The 18,702-nt window shown below is 48.3% G+C and carries 11 protein-coding genes and 1 other RNA gene; 8 read left to right on the top strand and 4 right to left on the bottom strand.

Going from position 1 to position 18,702, the window contains the following annotated elements:
• Positions 1-123: 123 nt before the first annotated feature.
• Positions 124-5,571 (bottom strand): cadherin repeat domain-containing protein, encoded by a 5,448-nt coding sequence (locus B7991_RS01890; protein WP_088629331.1) that lies wholly within the window; start codon positions 5,569-5,571, stop codon positions 124-126.
• A gap of 230 nt (positions 5,572-5,801) precedes the next feature.
• Here B7991_RS01890 and ffs point away from each other — a divergent pair.
• Both ffs and B7991_RS01900 read left to right on the top strand, forming a co-directional pair.
• Positions 5,802-5,898: signal recognition particle sRNA small type (gene ffs / locus B7991_RS01895), an RNA gene on the top strand.
• A 37-nt stretch (positions 5,899-5,935) separates the two neighbouring features.
• On the top strand, positions 5,936-6,559 hold the full coding sequence (locus B7991_RS01900) for a histidine phosphatase family protein (protein WP_088629332.1): 624 nt from the start codon (positions 5,936-5,938) through the stop codon (positions 6,557-6,559).
• Between the two features lie 63 nt (positions 6,560-6,622).
• On the opposite strand, the gene B7991_RS01905 is transcribed toward B7991_RS01900, so the two are convergent.
• The gene (locus B7991_RS01905) at positions 6,623-8,290 is read right to left on the bottom strand and encodes a glutamine--tRNA ligase/YqeY domain fusion protein (protein ID WP_088629333.1); all 1,668 of its coding nucleotides are present in this window, start codon (positions 8,288-8,290) and stop codon (positions 6,623-6,625) included.
• A gap of 88 nt (positions 8,291-8,378) precedes the next feature.
• Between B7991_RS01905 and B7991_RS01910 the strand changes: the two genes are divergently transcribed.
• Complete coding sequence (locus B7991_RS01910) at positions 8,379-9,266, top strand: DMT family transporter (protein ID WP_254917806.1); 888 nt, start codon at positions 8,379-8,381, stop codon at positions 9,264-9,266.
• 54 nt (positions 9,267-9,320) lie between these two features.
• On the opposite strand, the gene B7991_RS01915 is transcribed toward B7991_RS01910, so the two are convergent.
• Together B7991_RS01915 and B7991_RS14750 are read right to left on the bottom strand one after the other, a co-directional pair.
• Positions 9,321-10,841: a Na+/H+ antiporter NhaC family protein gene (locus B7991_RS01915; RefSeq protein ID WP_088629335.1), complete on the bottom strand. Its 1,521-nt coding sequence runs from the start codon at positions 10,839-10,841 to the stop codon at positions 9,321-9,323.
• Between the two features lie 3 nt (positions 10,842-10,844).
• Complete coding sequence (locus B7991_RS14750) at positions 10,845-11,018, bottom strand: hypothetical protein (RefSeq protein WP_159462289.1); 174 nt, start codon at positions 11,016-11,018, stop codon at positions 10,845-10,847.
• 139 nt (positions 11,019-11,157) lie between these two features.
• On the opposite strand from B7991_RS14750, the gene B7991_RS01920 reads away from it, so the two are divergent.
• From B7991_RS01920 to B7991_RS01940, 5 genes are all read left to right on the top strand, one after another.
• Positions 11,158-12,456, top strand: a complete 1,299-nt coding sequence (locus B7991_RS01920; RefSeq protein ID WP_088629336.1) for a DUF1565 domain-containing protein — start codon at positions 11,158-11,160, stop codon at positions 12,454-12,456.
• Between the two features lie 153 nt (positions 12,457-12,609).
• The gene (thiC, locus tag B7991_RS01925) at positions 12,610-14,226 is read left to right on the top strand and encodes a phosphomethylpyrimidine synthase ThiC (RefSeq protein WP_088629337.1); all 1,617 of its coding nucleotides are present in this window, start codon (positions 12,610-12,612) and stop codon (positions 14,224-14,226) included.
• Between the two features lie 41 nt (positions 14,227-14,267).
• Positions 14,268-16,052, top strand: a complete 1,785-nt coding sequence (locus B7991_RS01930) for an AAA family ATPase (protein ID WP_088629338.1) — start codon at positions 14,268-14,270, stop codon at positions 16,050-16,052.
• 21 nt (positions 16,053-16,073) lie between these two features.
• Complete coding sequence (locus B7991_RS01935; RefSeq protein ID WP_088629339.1) at positions 16,074-17,468, top strand: hypothetical protein; 1,395 nt, start codon at positions 16,074-16,076, stop codon at positions 17,466-17,468.
• A gap of 39 nt (positions 17,469-17,507) precedes the next feature.
• Positions 17,508-18,665, top strand: a complete 1,158-nt coding sequence (locus B7991_RS01940) for a LysM peptidoglycan-binding domain-containing protein (protein WP_088629340.1) — start codon at positions 17,508-17,510, stop codon at positions 18,663-18,665.
• Positions 18,666-18,702: the final 37 nt, after the last annotated feature.

Genomic DNA, 18,702 nt, shown 5'->3' on the forward strand with positions numbered 1-18,702 from the left:
AGATGCGAACGACAGGATGAAAAAGCAACGTTCAGTGTTGTCGATGAGCTTAGCATGAGGCGTGGATAAGAAAAAAGGGCGGAACCGAAGTTCCACCCTACAATTTATCAACAGGCGATGCACCTATTTGTTAACGGGACGTCTGTAGCCGAACGACTTGAGCAAGTCGTCGCTCGTCTTAACAACGGAGTTTTTCTTCTTGCCTTCGTCGGATATCGGCGGAAGGTCGCAGCGAAGCTTAGAACTCATCCTGACTTCGGTCTTGAAGAGGTAAGCCCCGGTGCCATAGAGACGTCCATCTTTAGTTCTCACGTCACCGTTTTCATCAGGCTTGAGTTCGAAGTAGAACTTCAAAAGACCAGCTTCATTCACATATTCAGGATCATCAAGGTCGTAGTCAAAGCTATAGTAGTCCGTAAACACACCCGTATTCGAGTACACCCAGACTTTAACCTTGAGCGTCGTCCAGTAAAGGTTCATGTGGCTGTAATCCTTGGACTTCTTCAAAGCTTTTCTGAACTCTTCGGTACAGTGCTTTTCAACGTACTCGTCCACAGCCATCTTCTTACCGTTAGCGGCATCAACGCCTTCCACGGCCACAAGGCCATCACCGCTCATGATGTCGTCCAGCGTTGCCAGTCCACCCACAGCACTTACCACAGGAACGCGAGCGTCGACCTTGAGTGTCGGTCCGAGGTGGCCCTTCAAGCCAGAATACGGTTCTTCGCCAGAGCCCTTCTTGGCCTTGCCTTTAATTCCAACAATGGCTTCGGTTTCGGCGTCCTTTTCATAGTTGAAGAATGTCACGCTATAAGTCTGGTCATCACTCGGCTTGCTATCCTTGTAGTACTTTTCGACAGAGTCGCGATCGACCTTCGTTACAGGCTTTTCAACATCAATACTGATGTCCTTAGCCTTCTTGACCAAGACATGCACAGAATCGCGGGATTCGTTGCCGGCCTTGTCGCGGAACACACGGACAATCGTCTGCACGCCATTGTCAAGGCCTTGAACGCGGAGCGTATCCTGTTCTTCACCATTGACAGTCCACTTGACCACAGCAAAGTTTGCGGTAAGAACGTCATCTTCACGCGGAGAAACGATCTTTACAACAGGTCCCTTCTGGTCAAGAACGATAAACACGTCCTTCTTCGAAGAGTTGCCATACTTGTTCACATAAGTATAAGCGACATTGTAACCAATGTTTCCTTCGTTGTTCTTCGCGATATTGCCCTTGTCATCCAGATAGTAAGAGACTTCGACGGTGTTGCCGTTCTTGTCAACATAATCATAGTACACTTTGTACGAAGCCGTCACGTATTCGCCATCTGCAGAGAGCACAGACTCGCTATCGGTAAGGCCAGTATTCAGCGTGACACGTTCACCCGTCGACGCATCGGCGAAGTACGAAATCGTAACTTCCTTGCCATTGACCTTTGTCGTGTACGAGACTTCGATTACAGCGAGATCTTTTGTCTTGCCAGAAGAAGTGATAACAGAACGTTTGACATCCTTACCATTCTTATCGGTGTAGTAAGAAACAGTCACCTTGACGCCGTTTACTTCATCCGTATAAGAATTCTTATAGGTCGTTCCATTTTCAGGAACAGATGTTATTCCAGAATCAGGATTCTTCTTACGAGTAATTTCGGAGTCCGCTACACTCTTGAGACTCTTGAAATTCTTCGAAGAGACTGCAACCGTATCCAGTTCCAGCTTTACCGTGAACGACTTAGTAACATGAGACGCAGTGTCATTGACCGTCACCTTGATATCATTCTTCTTTTCATTCACGTAAACAGCAGTATCGTTCTTTGTCGCCTTTTCAACGACTGTATAAATGTTATCTGCAGTAACATCATCACCATTGGCAGAGACCGTCACAATCGGAGCGGCAGAGCTGTAGCAAACGACAACCGTATCGGCACCCGGAGCATTCTTAGTCTTGTCATGGAATTTCTTGATAATGACATTGCAGCCTTCTTTAAGCGAATCGACACTAGAATCGATCTTACCGTCACGAGTCCATTCAATGTTCACGACAGAATCGTTCACAAAGACGGAATCCGGTTTGAGATAGATAGAATCCCTATCTTCGACACGTGTAATTTCGACTTCGGACCTTTCATAGACGTCCACAACCTTAACAACAACCTTCTTGGTCGAAGTCAGCGTATTGTCTTCCTTATCGCTTACGCGTACATCAATCGTATAGACTGAATCAGCTTCGTAATCGAGAGGCTTCAGGAGAATGACATCGCCATTCGAATCCACCTTGAAGATTTTGCTACCATCAGTATTGGTATAAACGTTGTTGCGGAAATCAGGATTCTTTGTATCCGGATCGTCCTTATCCGTCTTGACAGTGCTGAACGGTTCATCGACAGGATGATTTTCCTTCACATAGATTGTATCCACAAGGATAGACGGAGCTTCATTCACATCGATAACATTGATCGTCACTGTTGTATCAGAAGAATTGCCAATAGCATTCTTCACACGGACCTTGATGGAATAGGAGTCCTTCGTCTCATAATCCAGACCGGCCACAACGGAGAACGTACCAGTCTCCGGATCGAGTTCAAAGACCTTGTTCGAAGAGACTTCCTTGGAACCGTCGAGGATATAGTAGGTATACTTGGCATCATCAACAATGCCAGGTTCAGTGGTTTCAAGCGACGGCTTGATTTTAGATTCCTTAGCCGCATCTTCTGCAATTTCGAATACAGTTTCCTTCAGGTAATGCTTCAAGTCGTTAAGCTTGATGATAACATCGGCAGTATCGGTCTGCACTATTTGACCTTCAACACCAGATTCATCAGAAGCAACAACCTTCATCTCGTAAGTATCCTTCGTTTCGAAATCGAGGACAGCACCTTCAGCCACCGTGATGACACCCGTAACCGGGTCGATTACAAACGACTTGGTTTCATCAAGCAACTTGTAAGTAATCGTAGCATCTTCAAGAGTTGATTTTGCCACGATAGCATGGTCTAAATCGACTACAGTACCAGCGACGGAGTTTTCATCAACAGTTCCATTGTAGGCGGCAAATTCAAACTTCGGACCGTCATCGACATCCGTTACGGTAATGGTAAATTCCATATCGTCATAAAGATCCGGATATTTTTCCGTATCCACATCACGGACTCGCAAGGTAATCTTATACGTGCTCTTCAGTTCATAATCAAGATTATGCTTTGCGTAGATAACACCTGCCTTGGAAACGCCAAAGTCATCGACATCACCACCAATTACTACGACTTCGTTATTCGTAAACTTCGAATTTTTAACAACAATACCCAATTTATCAATATAGGTATCAAGATCCGCCGTTTTCACCGCTTCATCAGCATTCATTGAATTTTCGGCAATCTTGATTTCCTTTTTCTCTTCTGCAGTGTAGTCAAAATATGGTTTTTCGTTAACGTCTTCAATGCTGACCGTGAACGTACGGCTGTCGCAAAGGAACGTACTATGTTGCGTATCCTTTGTATCGCAAACTTCTATATCAAGGGTTAGCTTTGTACCGGCAGCCTTCCAAGCTTCATAATCGAACGGATCAACACCGTTTTTCATAGAAACCACGCCTTTATCATTAATTTGGAACAATTCTTCAGCAGAACCACCAACTATTTCATAACCAAATTCATCTTTTTCATAATCTTCAGCCTTAAGAGTATCAGCAACAGCCTTTGTGGCATTTTCAGGAACAGCGAGATTAACTTTATCCAAATCAACAAAGTGTGGCGGCTTATTATTGGAATCCACAAGTTTAACCACGAGACCACCACCGAACTTGTTGCCCGAAATAGCAGCACCATTCAAGTTCATAATCTTGAATAACATGTATTCATCGCCTTCGATCTTATCATCATCAATGACTTTGAGCCATGCTGAATATTCAGGAACATCTGGATGACGTTCTCCCTTTCTAATGACTATATGTCTTGATTCACCATCCTTGCAGAACGGCATTTTATGGTTATCATCATTTACACCTAAATCTTCACGTTTAGCAAACTCACCCGAAAGGTTGCCGTATTCCTTACTTTTATAAGCGGCAAATTTCGTATCAGCATCTTCAATTTCATCAAAGAAAGCAAAGCAATAATCGAAAGATACTTCGGTATGTGCGGTATCCGTCAAGTAGAACTGCATGTCATACCATGTATTGTCATCTTCCTTGAACTTATCACCCGCAAAAACATTTGTCTTAATTTCAGGAGTATTGAATGGAACATAGTGGAATTCCCCATTAAATTCAGATTCAAACCAAAGAGTTCCACCAGCAATCAGCTGACCAGCAACACTTAAATGATCGTTGATTGTAAAATCGCCCGTAGTAATAAAGGTTCCCTGATAATCAGATTCCCTATTACTATTCATTGCAGGCCAATTGATGTCCGCGTTCGTATAGAACAAAAGATTACCAGCATAAGCGGTATCATGGACTACGGTTATTTCGTTTTCGTCAAAATTCCATCGTTTATTTTCGGAGTCCCACGTAGCATCACTACCGACATAAGCCACCTGAATCTTTGTATCATTTGCAGAACTTTGAATATTAATACCTTGTTGTGTAAAGATACGCGTCAAGCGACCAGTCGTCTTTTTATCAGCGTTCTGCTGACTGGACGGCATCAAGATATAAAGCTTCTTTCCGTAATTTCCGAAAAATTCAATATTCTCGACATACTTATCGAACCAAGTATGTTCGTTCTTGATATCATCTTCAGAAATGGGCGGAACGTGAATATACTGGACTTCGCCATAAAAGCTTGAGCTCAAACTAACGGAGGGTTCCCAATTAATACCAGACTCATCAAGCACAGGTACGGTCAGTCCCACATCTGGTCTCGGAACATCCGAAGGACATTTAACAGCACCTTCATCATCACTAAAGACACCATCAAGATTCACAGCAGACGGATTAGAAAGATCCTTGGCCCAGTTAGCATAAACCTTGCCTTCTTTTCTACGGTCGTCATTAAGAATTGCTCTGTGAGCATTTTCGATAAAACGATTTAAAGTATTAATCCACTCATAATATTCCCATTCAGCTCCATTTTTGTCAGGCGCAGAAAAAACGATATCGTCTTCAAAACAAATATTCCCATCATACCGAGAATTTTCGACTTTATAGTTATCTGGCAAATAAAGTTTTCTGGCATATATTGATCCTCCTATTAGAGAATCTTCCGTAGCCGCACCTTTTGCAAAAACAATATCACGGCCCGAAACAATCGGACCACCAAGTGTATGCCCATAATCATTGAAGACAACATCACCAACAGCCGTTCCCGTGTACCCACTAGTTTCGGCAATTTTAAAATCATGCTTATTGAAAATTATGGTTTGAGTACCCCATAGTTTGTACTTCATGAGGTCGTTCCAGAGCTTCTGCCCTTGATCCTCGTCCATCACTCCGGAAAATTGTAACGGATCCAATTTGACAACAATGCGTTCAACCTCCGGCACATCATCTTGTGCCATAGCGGGAACCGCCATGCCTAGTGCGGTCATGACTGTACTCAATACAGTTCTCAAAAACAGATTTCCTTTTTTCATAACAGACCCCAACAATTAAGATCTACAACCTCAAACACCTATTACTGAATATAGTAACATTTTTTTAACTGTAAAACATTCGTTACGGTAAAATGTACGAAAAACGGGGTATTTTCGACCACTTTTTGTAAGGAACAATAACAATTCCGTATTATATGGAACATTTTGGCCCGTTCAAGGCTATAAAATTAACCCTTGAAAAAAATATAGTTTGTTTCTATATTTGTGAGTCCTAGGCCCTGCGCAATGATTATTTGCGGGCAACTCGCCAGGGCGAAAGCAGCAACGGACTTGCGGATCTTTATGTGCTCAGGTAGCCTAGGACTTTTTTTCGCCCGCCAAGGGCGTTTTTTTATGGATAAATATGATTCTTTGGACAATTCGACATACCAAGCCTTACAACCCAAATGATGTTTGTTACGGGAGACTGGACTTTGACGTCTCCCCCACGTTCGAAGAAGAATCAGACAAAGCACTCAAGGCTCTCACAAACAAAGGAGCCAAGCCAACTCGTTTGTTTTCAAGCCCGCTCATCCGCTGCGTCAAGTTCGCCGACAAAGCATCCAAGTTACTGGGGCTCCCGGTCGAAAAAGAACCCGCCATCATCGAGCTTAACTTCGGCTCATGGGAAGGTCAAAAGCTCACGGCGGTCCCCCGTTCTGAGATGCATGCCTGGACAAGCGACCTCCGCGGCTATAGGTTCCCTAACGGTGAAAACTTTTACGATATAGACAAACGCGCAGGATCGTTCATAGACACGCTCCCAGACGATGGTGAATTTCTGTGCATTACACATGCTGGCGTAATCGCCTCTTTACAGCACTCTCGTTGCGGACTACCAGACAACATATTTGTCGAAGGCATGTTCAGTTACGCCATGGTTACTCGTTTTGAATTTACTCGTAATAGCGACGGGAAATACCACGGATCTTTTGAAAAAATCCACGATGGCCTTCAAATGCCACCGCTGAAAATGGAATCCTTATAACAAAACGCCCCGGCTATCGAGCCGGGGCTTTTAAATCAGATTCGGATTAGAACCGAACGAATATTACTTTGTCGGGTTGAAAGAATCCTTCAAGCCAACAGTACGGTTGAACACGAGGTGCCCCGGCTTGGAGTCTTCGCTATCAAGGCAGAAGTAGCCCTGACGCATGAACTGGAAGCGGTCTTCGAGCTTCGCGTCGGCGAGAGCGGGTTCCACCTTGGCGTGCTTAACGACCATGGAGTTCGGGTTCAGGTAATCGTGCCAGTCTTCGCCTTCCGGGACCTGAGCAGGATCTTCGAGCGTGAACAAGTTATCAATGAGGCGCACTTCGGCATCCACAGCGTGTGCTGCAGAAACCCAGTGGATCGTGCCCTTGACCTTGCGACCATCCGGAGATTCGCCACCCTTGCTGAGCGGGTCATAGACGCAGTGGATAACCTTGACCTTGCCGTCTGCATCCTTTTCGACGCTCTTGCAAGTGACAAAGTAAGCGCTCTTGAGGCGGACTTCGCCTTCCGGCTTCAAGCGGAAGTACTTCTTCGGCGGTTCTTCCATGAAGTCGTCAGCTTCGATGTAGAGTTCACCGCTGAACGGCACCTTACGCGTACCAGCGTTCGGGTCGTTCGGGTTGTTCTCGACTTCGATCATTTCGACCTTGCCTGCTTCCCAGTTGTCAATCACGAGCTTGACCGGATCAATCACGGCCATCACGCGGTTAGCGGTCTGGTTCAATTCTTCACGGATGCAGAAGTAAAGGAGGTTCACGTCGACCATGGAGTCGGCCTTGGAAACACCAATGCGGCTGCAGAACTCGCGAATGGAGCTCGGGGTAAAGCCACGGCGGCGGAAACCGCAAACGGTCGGCATACGCGGGTCGTTCCAGCCAAGCACAGCCTTCGTCTGCACAAGTTCGAGGAGTTTGCGCTTACTCATCATCGTGTACGTGAGGTTCAAGCGGGCAAATTCAATCTGCTGCGGGCGGTTCTGCAAACCAAGTTCAATGAGGAACCAGTCGTAAAGCGGACGGTGAGCTTCGAACTCGAGCGTGCAGATGGAGTGCGTGATGCCTTCGATCCAGTCGCTGATCGGGTGGGCAAAGTCGTACATCGGGTAGATGCACCACTTGTCGCCAGTGCGATGGTGCGTGCAATGCTTGATGCGGTAAATGACCGGGTCGCGCATGTTCATGTTCGGGCTTGCGAGGTCGACCTTGGCACGGAGGCACTTTTCACCGTCGGCATACTTGCCATCGCGCATTTCGTGGAAAAGCTTCATGTTCTCTTCAACGCTGCGGTCGCGGTAGGGGCTCGGGCGAGAGGGTTTGCCGGCATCGTTGCCACGGTATTCCTGCATTTCGTCGCGAGTCAAATCTTCGACGTAAGCCTTGCCCATTTCAATCATCTTTTCGGCAAAGGCGTAAATCTGGTCGTAGTAGTCGCTTGCGAAAAATTCTTCTTTCCATTCAAAGCCGAGCCACTTCACGTCTTCGCGGATGGAATCGACGTATTCCACATCTTCCTTGGTCGGGTTCGTGTCGTCGAAGCGGAGGTTCGTAAAGCCGCCGAACTTTTTGGCGGTGCCGAAGTTCAAGCAGATGGACTTGGCATGTCCAATGTGAATATAGCCGTTCGGTTCTGGCGGGAAACGCGTCAGCACGTGATCGCGCTTGCCGGTCTGGAGGTCGTTAACGATAATGTCCTGAATAAAATTCGAAGATTCGGGGATTTCCATAACAGGGTCCTTTTAAAATTTTACAGCCGAAATATAGGAATTTCTAACTTTCTCACCCGAGATGGCAAATATTGGATATAGTTTTTTAATGGTACTGGCGGCATTTCTGTGGGGTTCCACATTTGTCGCCCAAATCGAAGGGAACGACGTCGGCCCGTTCGCTTTCGTGTGCATGCGAAATTTCATTGCCACAGGTGTCCTTTTCGGACTGGCGAAGGTATTGGACAAATTCAACAAAAGTCCTAGAAAGCCGAAAACAAAAGAAGAAAACAGGGCTCTCTGGAAAGCGGGCCTATTCTGCGGGCTTACGCTTTTCTTTGCCATGAACTTGCAACAGACAGGGCTTTTCCTCGGATGTTCCGCCGGGAAGGCTGGGTTCCTGACCGCGTGCTACATCATTTTCGTACCGATTTTAAGCACATTTTTCGGCAAGAGGATTTCCCCTAAGATTTGGCTCTGCGTAGCCATCACGCTTGAAGGGCTTTACCTGCTCTGCATCAAGGAAGATTTTACCATCCAGCCATCTGATATTATTCTGTTGCTTTGCGCGCTCGCCTTTGCGGCACACATTCTTATCGTCGGAAAGTACGGCCCTTACATGGACAATGTGAGACTTTCGGCAATACAGTTTCTAGTGGTGGCGTCGCTTTCCATTTTCCCGATGTTTTTCGTGGACTTGAAAGGAAATTTTGCGGGGTTTGGCACGGTGATAGACGTCTATTCGCATTTCAAGCCGTGGATTCCGCTTTTGTACGCCGCCATCCTTTCGAGCGGTGTGGCGTTCACATTGCAAATTGTCGCGCAAAACAAATTAAGGCCCACCATAGCATCGCTATTGATGAGCCTTGAATCTGTATTTTCCGTGATTTCTGGATGGGTGATGCTCGGTGAGCGATTCACCCTTCAAGAAGGAATCGGCTGCGTGCTAATGTTTACAGCCGTCATCCTTGCACAAATAAAAATCAAACGCCGATAGAAGCATACTTAAATAACCAGAGGGAGATTCCCGCTCAGTGGCGGGAATGACAAATTACTCGCCTTTTTTCTTGGCACGTTTTTTAATCATCACGAGCGTACCGAAGGTCAGTACAAAGCCGAACAAGAGCGAAAGTACTGCGCTACGAGTGAACCCTGCGATAATGTAGGTGACAAATGAAATCGCAGCCACAATAAGCACATACGGGATTTGCGTATTGACGTGATTCACGTGATTGCATTCTGCACCCGCACTTGCCATAATCGTCGTATCCGAAATCGGAGAGCTGTGGTCACCGCAAACGGCACCCGCCATGCAAGCCGAAATCGAGATGACCATGAGGCTGTAATCCACACCGCCAAACGCAGCGACGACAATCGGGATGAGGATGCCAAATGTGCCCCAAGAAGTACCCGTCGCAAAAGCAAGGAACGCCGCAATCACAAAGATAATCGCAGGCATAAAGTTCATGAATCCCGCGGCACCACCCTTCACAAGGCCTGCCACAAATTCCTTTGCACCAAGAGCATCCGTCGTGCCCTTAAGCGTCCATGCCAAAGCCAAAATCAAAATTGCAGGAACCATAGCCTTAAAGCCATCCGGCAAGCAAGCCATGCTATGGCTGAAACGCAACACGCGGCGACTCATGTAGAAACAAACGGTAAAGATGAACGCGCCAAACGAACCAATCGCAAGACCGACAGACGCATCGCTAGATGCAAACGCATCGACAAAGCCCTTTGCCGCATCGCCCGACGCAAAATAACCGCCCGTATAAATCATGCCAAGCACGCAAAATACAATCAATGACGCAATCGGCATGACAAGATCCAAAACCTTACCTTTGGTTTCCATTACAGTCAATTCTTCAGGACCAAGGCCAACTGCACTTGTATGCTGTTCATGCTTTTTCATCGGACCGATATTCACATTCCAGATGACAACCAAGAACAACGTAAGAATCGTCAAGAGAGCATAAAAATTAAACGGAATCGCCTTGATAAAGAGCGTGAGGCCATCCTCGCCTTCCACGAATCCCGAGACAGCAGCAGCCCAGGAGCTGATCGGTGCAATAATGCAAATCGGAGCTGCGGTAGAGTCAATCAGGTATGCAAGTTTTTCGTGACTCACCTTGAAGCGGTCCGTCACCGGACGCATCACGCTACCGACCGTAAGGCAATTGAAATAGTCATCAATAAAAATCAAGATACCAAAGCAAATCGTCGCAATCTGCGCACCGACCTTTGACTTGATATGCGTTTTGGCCCAGTTGCCAAAAGCGGCAGAACCACCGGCTCTGTTCATGAGCGCGACCATAGCACCCAACATAACAAGGAACACGAGAATGCCCACGTTATAAGGGTCTGCGACCTTTGCAATCAAGCCGTTTTTGAAAATGGCATCAAAAAATCCCGAACCAGTCCCCTGACAAAGAAGAAGTCCACCGACAATGATGCCTAAAAAAAGCGACGAGTAAACTTCTTTACTCACAAGGGCAAGAATAATTGCGACAAGAGCCGGCACAAGAGCCCAGAAGGTTCCATAAGCCATTATTGTATTTGTGGCCTGTTCCATAAATTACTTTTCCTCAGGTTTTAAGGATTCAAGCGGATTTTTTATCCCTGCATTTTCCAATTTTTGCAGGACTTCAATTGCATAATCAATCGCATCCAAAGAATGCGAACTAGCATACATTCTCAAGTCAGAAAGCGCATAAATAGCCCTCTGGTTGTTCATCACTTTTTCCGACATAAAAATCTCCTTTGCATTCTTTTTAAAAAATAGCTTAAATAATCTAAATATTATTTTGCAAATTCAAGCTACAAAACCCATATGATACTCCATTTTTAAGATTCATTACTATATTTCGAACACCTATCAAGGAGAAAAAATGAAATCCATTAAAATTTTAGCTGCAGCCGCAGCGTTTTGTTTCGTAGGTCAATCGTTCGCAACAGACTGGTACGTAAGCCCTAACGGCAAAAACAAGAACGAGGGAAAATCAACATCCGCCCCGCTCAAAAACATCTGGAAAGCCATAGAACTCGCTTCTGACGGAGATGTCATCCGCGTGGCAGCCGGTAATTACAACGGTCAGATGAAACAGGGGTGGATCAAGCTCGACAAGCCAGTGTCCATCATCGGTGGCTACTCGAACGATTTTTCCAGTCGCGATGTCGTTAAAAACAAGACCTTATTCCAGCCCACCAACGAAATGAACGGCACCAAGGGCCAAGGTATTCTGCACCTCAATTACAAGGGAGCAAATTCGAAGGTCGTCATCGATGGATTCATTTTTGACCAAGGCGAAGCCAACAGTTACCACCCGGTTGAAGGCAAGCCAGAAGGCGTCGAAACCGGCATGTGGCTTGAACCTCCGTCCAAGGGAAACACCACCTTCCCCTCCCTTAACAACTACAGCCTCTACGGTGAAAACTCTGAAGGCGACCTTACCATCCAGAACTGCGTCTTTGTAAATGCCGGTAATATCGCATTGAACTTAAACCATGTCGCAGGCAAGGTCAAGGTTTTGAACAACATTTTTATTGCCAATAGAATTGTTGGTGCAAACGTGCAAGCCAAGCAAAATAAAGTCGACGCCGTCGATTATGAATTTGCCTATAATACCGTGATGTTCACCTGGACACGCACCAAGCTGTTCGAAGACATGGGTTACGGTGTTCGAGCCAACACAAACTGCATTACCCGAGTTCACAACAACATTTTGGCCCTCAATATGATGGCCGGATTCGACAACACCAAGGGTGACCCAAAATCAAAGAAGGTCTATCTCGACAAGAACGCCTTCATCTTGAACAAGAAGGGTGACGTCACTGTTACCGTGAGCCCGAACATTCTTTGGCTCAACGTCGCCGACGGCGCATTCGAAGACTTGGAAGACGCACCGAGCATCCAAAGCCTCAATGGAAACATCTCCATTAGCGATCCTAGCATTTTCAAGGGAAAAATCAACCAGGCTTATCTGGAAGGCTTCTTAAACGCCACTTACACAGAACAGGCTTCGTATAACGAAAATTCCCCGGCAAACCTTTTCAGAGCCGCCATGGGCCTCAACAAACAGGGTTCCATCAAGTCTAAGGTATCTATGTTCATGAACAAGTACCCGATGGAAGAAGCACTAAACCTCTTTGGACTGATGGAAGGTTACGGCGCTCAAAAGCAAAAGTAATCCCCAAAACTTGCAAAATAGGCACCTCAGTCGAGGTGCTTTTTTTATGCCGGCGACTATATATCTATATTATAAGCGGGGTGCCTGCACTCAATACGCAGGCTGAGATTATACCCCTTGAACTTGGTTCGTAATTGAACAAAAGGAACGAATATGTCTGAATCCAACGGCTTTTTCAAGCCTTTTCCGCAGTCTCGCAAGATTTATGTCCCCGGTAAGATTTTCCCGGATTTGAAAGTCGCCATGCGCGAAATTTCGCTCGACGATCCGAAATGCCCTGTGCTCCCTGTTTACGATACGAGTGGCGCTTATGGCGACCCCGACAAGACGATTGATGTAAAGAAAGGACTTGAACGCATTCGTGAACCGTGGATCCGCGAACGCCTGGAAAAAGACGGCGCCCACAAGACTCAGATGCAGTACGCCCGCGAAGGCGTGATTACTCGCGAAATGGAATATGTTGCCATCCGCGAAAACCAGAAGATGGACGAAATTTTTGGCAGTAGCGGTGATGCCATCACGCCGGAATTCGTGCGCAAGGAACTCGCCGAAGGCCGCGCCATCATCCCTGCCAACGTGAACCACCCGGAATGCGAACCGATGATTATCGGCCGCAACTTCCTCACGAAAATCAACTCCAACATCGGTAACTCTTCTGTCGCATCTTCTATTGAACAGGAAGTCGAAAAGATGGTCTGGTCCGTGCGCTGGGGTGCAGATACGGTGATGGACCTCTCGACCGGCAAGGACATTCACGAAACGCGCGAATGGATTTTGCGCAACAGCCCCGTGCCTATAGGAACGGTGCCGATGTACCAGGCACTCGAAAAGGTGAACGGCATCGCCGACGACCTCACGTGGGAAGTGTTCCGCGATACGCTTATCGAGCAGGCCGAACAGGGCGTCGACTACTTTACGATCCACGCAGGTCTTTTGCTCAAGTACATTCCGTTTGCGCTCGAACGCACGACGGGCATCGTAAGCCGTGGCGGTTCTATCATCGCCCGCTGGTGCATGGTCCACAAGCAAGAGAACTTCCTTTACACGCACTTCGACGAAATCTGCGACATTCTCGCCAAATACGACGTTTGCGTTTCTTTGGGCGATGGACTCCGTCCGGGTTCCATTGCAGACGCCAACGACATGGCACAGTTCTCCGAACTCGATACGCTCGGCGAACTCACCGAAATTGCCTGGAAGAAGGGCGTTCAGGTCATCATTGAAGGTCCGGGTCACGTGCCGATGCACAAGATTCGTGAAAACATGGACCGCCAGATTGAAATGTGCCACAACGCACCGTTCTACACGCTTGGCCCTCTCACCACGGATATCGCTCCGGGTTACGACCACATCACATCCGCTATCGGCGCAGCCATGATTGGTTGGTTCGGTACCGCCATGCTCTGCTACGTGACGCCGAAGGAACACTTGGGCCTCCCGGACAAGAACGACGTGCGAGAAGGCGTGGTGACATACAAGCTCGCCGCCCATGCCGCAGACCTTGCCAAGGGCCACTTTGCAGCGCATTTCCGCGATGACGCGCTTTCGCGCGCCCGTTTCAGCTTCCGCTGGAACGACCAGTTCGCGCTTTCGCTCGACCCAGAACGCGCCGTAGAATTCCACGACGAAACGCTCCCGGGCAACAACGCAAAGTCCTCGCACTTCTGCTCGATGTGCGGCCCGAAGTTCTGCTCGATGCGCATTTCTAAAGACATTCAGGAATACGTAAAGACCGGCAGACTTGATCCGAATAGCGACCCGCTGAAGTAAACTGAAACTAGCCAAACCATCCGAGAGAATTGGAGGTGTCCATGGAAAACGGAAAGAAAATTCTTAACGACTTCGTAAAGAGCAAATTCGCCGACCAGAATGAACTAAAGAAGGCTTTGTTCCAAGCAGGCGTAGCCGCGCTTGACGAAGGCTGGACGTTCATGGACGCCACATTCCAGCTCGGTGGCAAGGCTCGCGACGAGGGGCTCTCGGCAGACGATGTCGAGAAGATTTTGCGCAACGCCTTCTCCGAAGAAAAGCGCCGTACCGAACGCGAAGCCGAACAAAAGGCAGCCGCTCAAGCCGCTCCGCAGCCAACACAAGCGCAGCAAGCTCAGTCAGCCCAAGCACAACCTGGCATGGCTCCCGGAATGGCTCCGGGCTACGCAGCCATGGGCCCAACCGTCATCTCGCCCATTTCGGCAACGATGATGCAGCAGATGATTGCGCTCGGTCTCGACAACCAGTCTCTTGAGCTGTTGCAGAACTTCAAGATTGACCCCGAAGCGCTCTCGATTCCATGGCCCGCTCCAGACTGGCGCAAAGACTTTGCAAAGCTCTTGGCGGCAACGTTCAAGCCAGACGAAACTGTCGAATTCAAGATTTCGAACACGCCATCGGGTTCTCGCGAAATCGTCTCGAAGATTATCGCGCAAGACGAAGCGCTCAAGAAAATCATGAAGCAGCTCGACGGTCCGGACGGAGCGCTCCTCACGATTAATGCAGTGAAAGGCGGCGCCGATGCCACCGACGAAAGCTGGCATTACCGTTACGTTGTCGTAGACAACCCGAAGATGACGCTCGCGAAACAGCTCGCTTACTACAAAGCATTGAACCTCCCCTGCGCCGCCCTTGTAAACACAGGCGCAAACTCCGTGCAGGCCTGGATCAAGATTGAAGCGCATGACCAGGAAGAATACAAGGAACGCGTAGACTTCCTTTTCCAGACGCTTGAATCGCAAGGCTTTAAAGTCGATGACGGCAACCGCAACCCGAACCAGATGGTCCGCATGCCAGGCGTGCTCCGCAACGGCAAGCAGCAGTACCTCATCGCACTGGAACAAGGAGCCAAGAACTTCACAGACTGGCGCGAATGGGCGGAATACTCGCTCGATGGAAAGCCGCTCGTAGAACTTGCAAGCGATAGCGAAGAAGCCCCGAAAAAAGACGTTACCATTATCGAGAACGTACTCCGCGCTGGTGAATTTTTCTTGTTCACAGCCCCGCCGAAAAGCGGAAAGTCGCTTGCGCTCATGGACATGGCGCTTTCCATTTGCCACGGCGAAGACTGGCTCGGCAACACGACAAATGCAAACGACGTTCTATACATCAACTTGGAACTCACCAAATCCGTGTTCCTGAACCGTCTCTTTTTGCTTGGCGAAAAGCGCAATTTACAGCCTAACACGCCTAAGTTCGGTTTCTTGAACCTCCGCGGCACAGCGCTTACACCGCTTGAAATCGCACAGCTTATCGCGAAGCGCATTCAAGGCGCCAAGAAGCTCGAAAATCACGATTACAAGGTCGTCGTAATCGACCCGATTTCTGCCGTTTTGCACAATCCGAAGTCTTCAAGACTCAGCGGCTCCCCGCACCAAATTCTGATGCAGATGGTCGATTCGATTATCGCTCTCACGGGTTGCGCCGTTGTGACTTCCTTAAATTTCAATGAATATCCCTACCTAGAATCCCGCGCCGACAGCGTCATTTCGCTCACACCGGTTGAAGGAAGCCTGAACACTTACCAGATTAAGGGTTCATTCCGCGAATTCCCGAAGACTCTCGCCCGCGAATGCTCCTGGATTTATCCTAGATTTGTAGTTTAAACATTCAACACGATTATAAAGATGTACAAACAGAACAATCGTTTTTCACGCCGCTCCGAAGGCAGCATTGCCCGTAACACCATGGGCAACAGAATCGGCAAACCCCTCGCCGGAGGCAAGTTCCACGCTTCCAGAAAATCCGATGTCCGCAAGGACGATGAACTCGACGAAAAGAAGCCAAAGGTCGAAAAACCTGTTGTCCGCAAAATTCTTTCGTTTGACGACATCAAAAACCAGGTTGCCGCTTGGATGGAAAACGATCGCATTCCAGGAAAGTTGCAGGCATGGTTTACCGCCGACGCAACACCCGAAAACTCTGACTGGAGAATCATCAAGGAATACCACGGCGCCCAGGAAAACCTGGTCATTGACGCTCCGTCCCGTGAGATGAAGCCGCTCGAGCTAGTGAAGCGCGTCTTGGAACAGCTCCACAAGGAACATTTGCGCATCTTCAAAAAGGCTTTGCGCCAAATCTGGTTCCGCGCCACAGGCGACGGCCGCTTTGCGCTCCTCGTACAAGTGAACGTCAAGGGTAAAATTTCGGCACACGGCTACAAGACGTTCGTAGACTTTATCGAACGCAGCTGCCCCGAAGTCATCAGCTGCCACCAGATCCAATGCTTGCCGGACCGTCTGTTTGATCCCGCCGATGCTCAGGGCATGAAGGTCGAATCCAAGTGCTCCTTCGGCAGTAGCTTTATGCCGATTGCCTCGACCGGCTTTAGCATGCACGTTCTCGACTGGACACCGCGCATCAAGGATGCATGGCTAAACCTACCAGTTCGCATCAAGGACGCCATCCACCCGAACCGTGAAGACCGTTTCTTCGAATTCTGCTCCGGTCCGTCTTACGTTTCGGCATCGCTCGCCCCGTTCTTCAAGCAGGTCGAAGCGCTTGACTGCCGCGAATCCGCCATGCAGTCGTCCAAGCTGAATATCCGTAACCTTGCCACGCAGAACATGCGCTTCCACCGCAGCCATTTGGACGCCAATTTCGTCTCGAAATTCTTCTCAAAGAGCGATAACGCCGAAGGCCGCTGGACGTTCTACCTCAACCTGGGCATGAATGACACCATCAATTCCGAAATGGTGCAGACGCTTGCTGGATCGCGCCCCGAACGCATTCTTTTGCAGACCGGGAACCTCGAAACAGCCTCCAAGGCAATCAAGGCTTTCCGTAACGAAGGCTATATGCTCCGCAAGAACATCCCGCTCTACATGGAACCGGGACGTGGCACTTTTGAAATTCTTTTCTTGTTCGTGCCGGATAGAGTAGGCATTTTGGGCCAAAACCCCGCCCTTGCACACCGTTCCCGCAATATCCAGCGCCCGAAAGAACGCCCCATGCGCTCAAATTCGTCGGATATTCCGCATTTTGTGCAAAAAACGCCATCTTTTAAGCAAAGAAAAGATTAAATTATTTAACAAATACCAAATTTTTGCTTAGGGAAACGTATGCGATTTTTAAAATGTGCTTCGATCTGTCTTGGTCTTTCGGCTCTGATTGCATCCGCCTATGTGGTTAAAAAAGGCGACACCCTCTGGGACATCAGTGCCGAATTTTTAAACGATCCGTTCGCATGGCCGGACCTCTGGGAAAATAACAGGCACATTGAAGACCCGCACTGGATTTATCCGGGCGACTCCATTTATTTAGGCGAAGGCATCAAGGATGACAGTTACCGTCTCCCCAAAACGAGACCCTGCGAAGCAGCTGTCGCCGATTCCAACTTGCCGAAGGGAATCACCTCCGTCGGTTGCGACGAAAGTGACGCCCGCAATGGTGACTTCGAAAACATGCTTGGAAACCTCCGCGACAAGGACAAGAAGCACAAGAAGAAAAAAGCTGCGGACACCTACCTTTACAAGAAGCGTCCGGCTCCGAAGATTTTCAACGGCTACTACCAGATTCTCGCTCCCGAAATCTACACGCTTGATTCTATTAAAAAGGATGAGCGATTCTTTGCTATCCGCTCTGGCGAAAAGAAAGAACCGATTATCCATATCCCGGAATCTGAAGTTGTCGTAAAGATCGGCCGCAAGACAAATGCAAGTCTCAAGAAGGGCGACCTTATTGAAATTCTGGATGCCCGCGCAATCGAAGTTCCGGCTCACAAAGGCAAGAGCTATGACAATTTTGCACTGGTCCGACTCACTGGCTATGCAAAAATTACCGATATTGGCGATTCCCTTTCGAGAGCAAAGATTGTCCAGAGCTTTAGAGAAATCAAGATGGACCACTCCAAGGCCCGTCTCAAACAGCCGCTCAATATCTTGAACGTTACGGGTTATACAGCTATTCCAGAAGCCAAAATCGAAGATATGGCTATGATCCGTTACACCATGGACCCGATGCTCATCATTGGCGCCTATGCCTACATCCTGGTCGACAAGGGTGCAAAGCAAGGTTTCAACACGGGTGATGCCATTGCCATCTGGGAAGAAGACAAATCCGATGCAGGACTCCCGCCGAGACTTCTTGGCCGCGGTGTAATCGCAAGAGCCACTAACAACGAATCGACAGTACTCGTCCGCGAAGTCTATTCGAACAGTCGTCGCATTGAAGTAGGACACAAGGTTTCTGTAACCCATCAGGCGAACTTGGCGCAGTGACAAAGAACTTATTGATTATCATCGGTGTTGCGATTTC

This window comes from Fibrobacter sp. UWB3 (assembly GCF_002210405.1).
Classification (GTDB): Bacteria; Fibrobacterota; Fibrobacteria; order Fibrobacterales; family Fibrobacteraceae; genus Fibrobacter.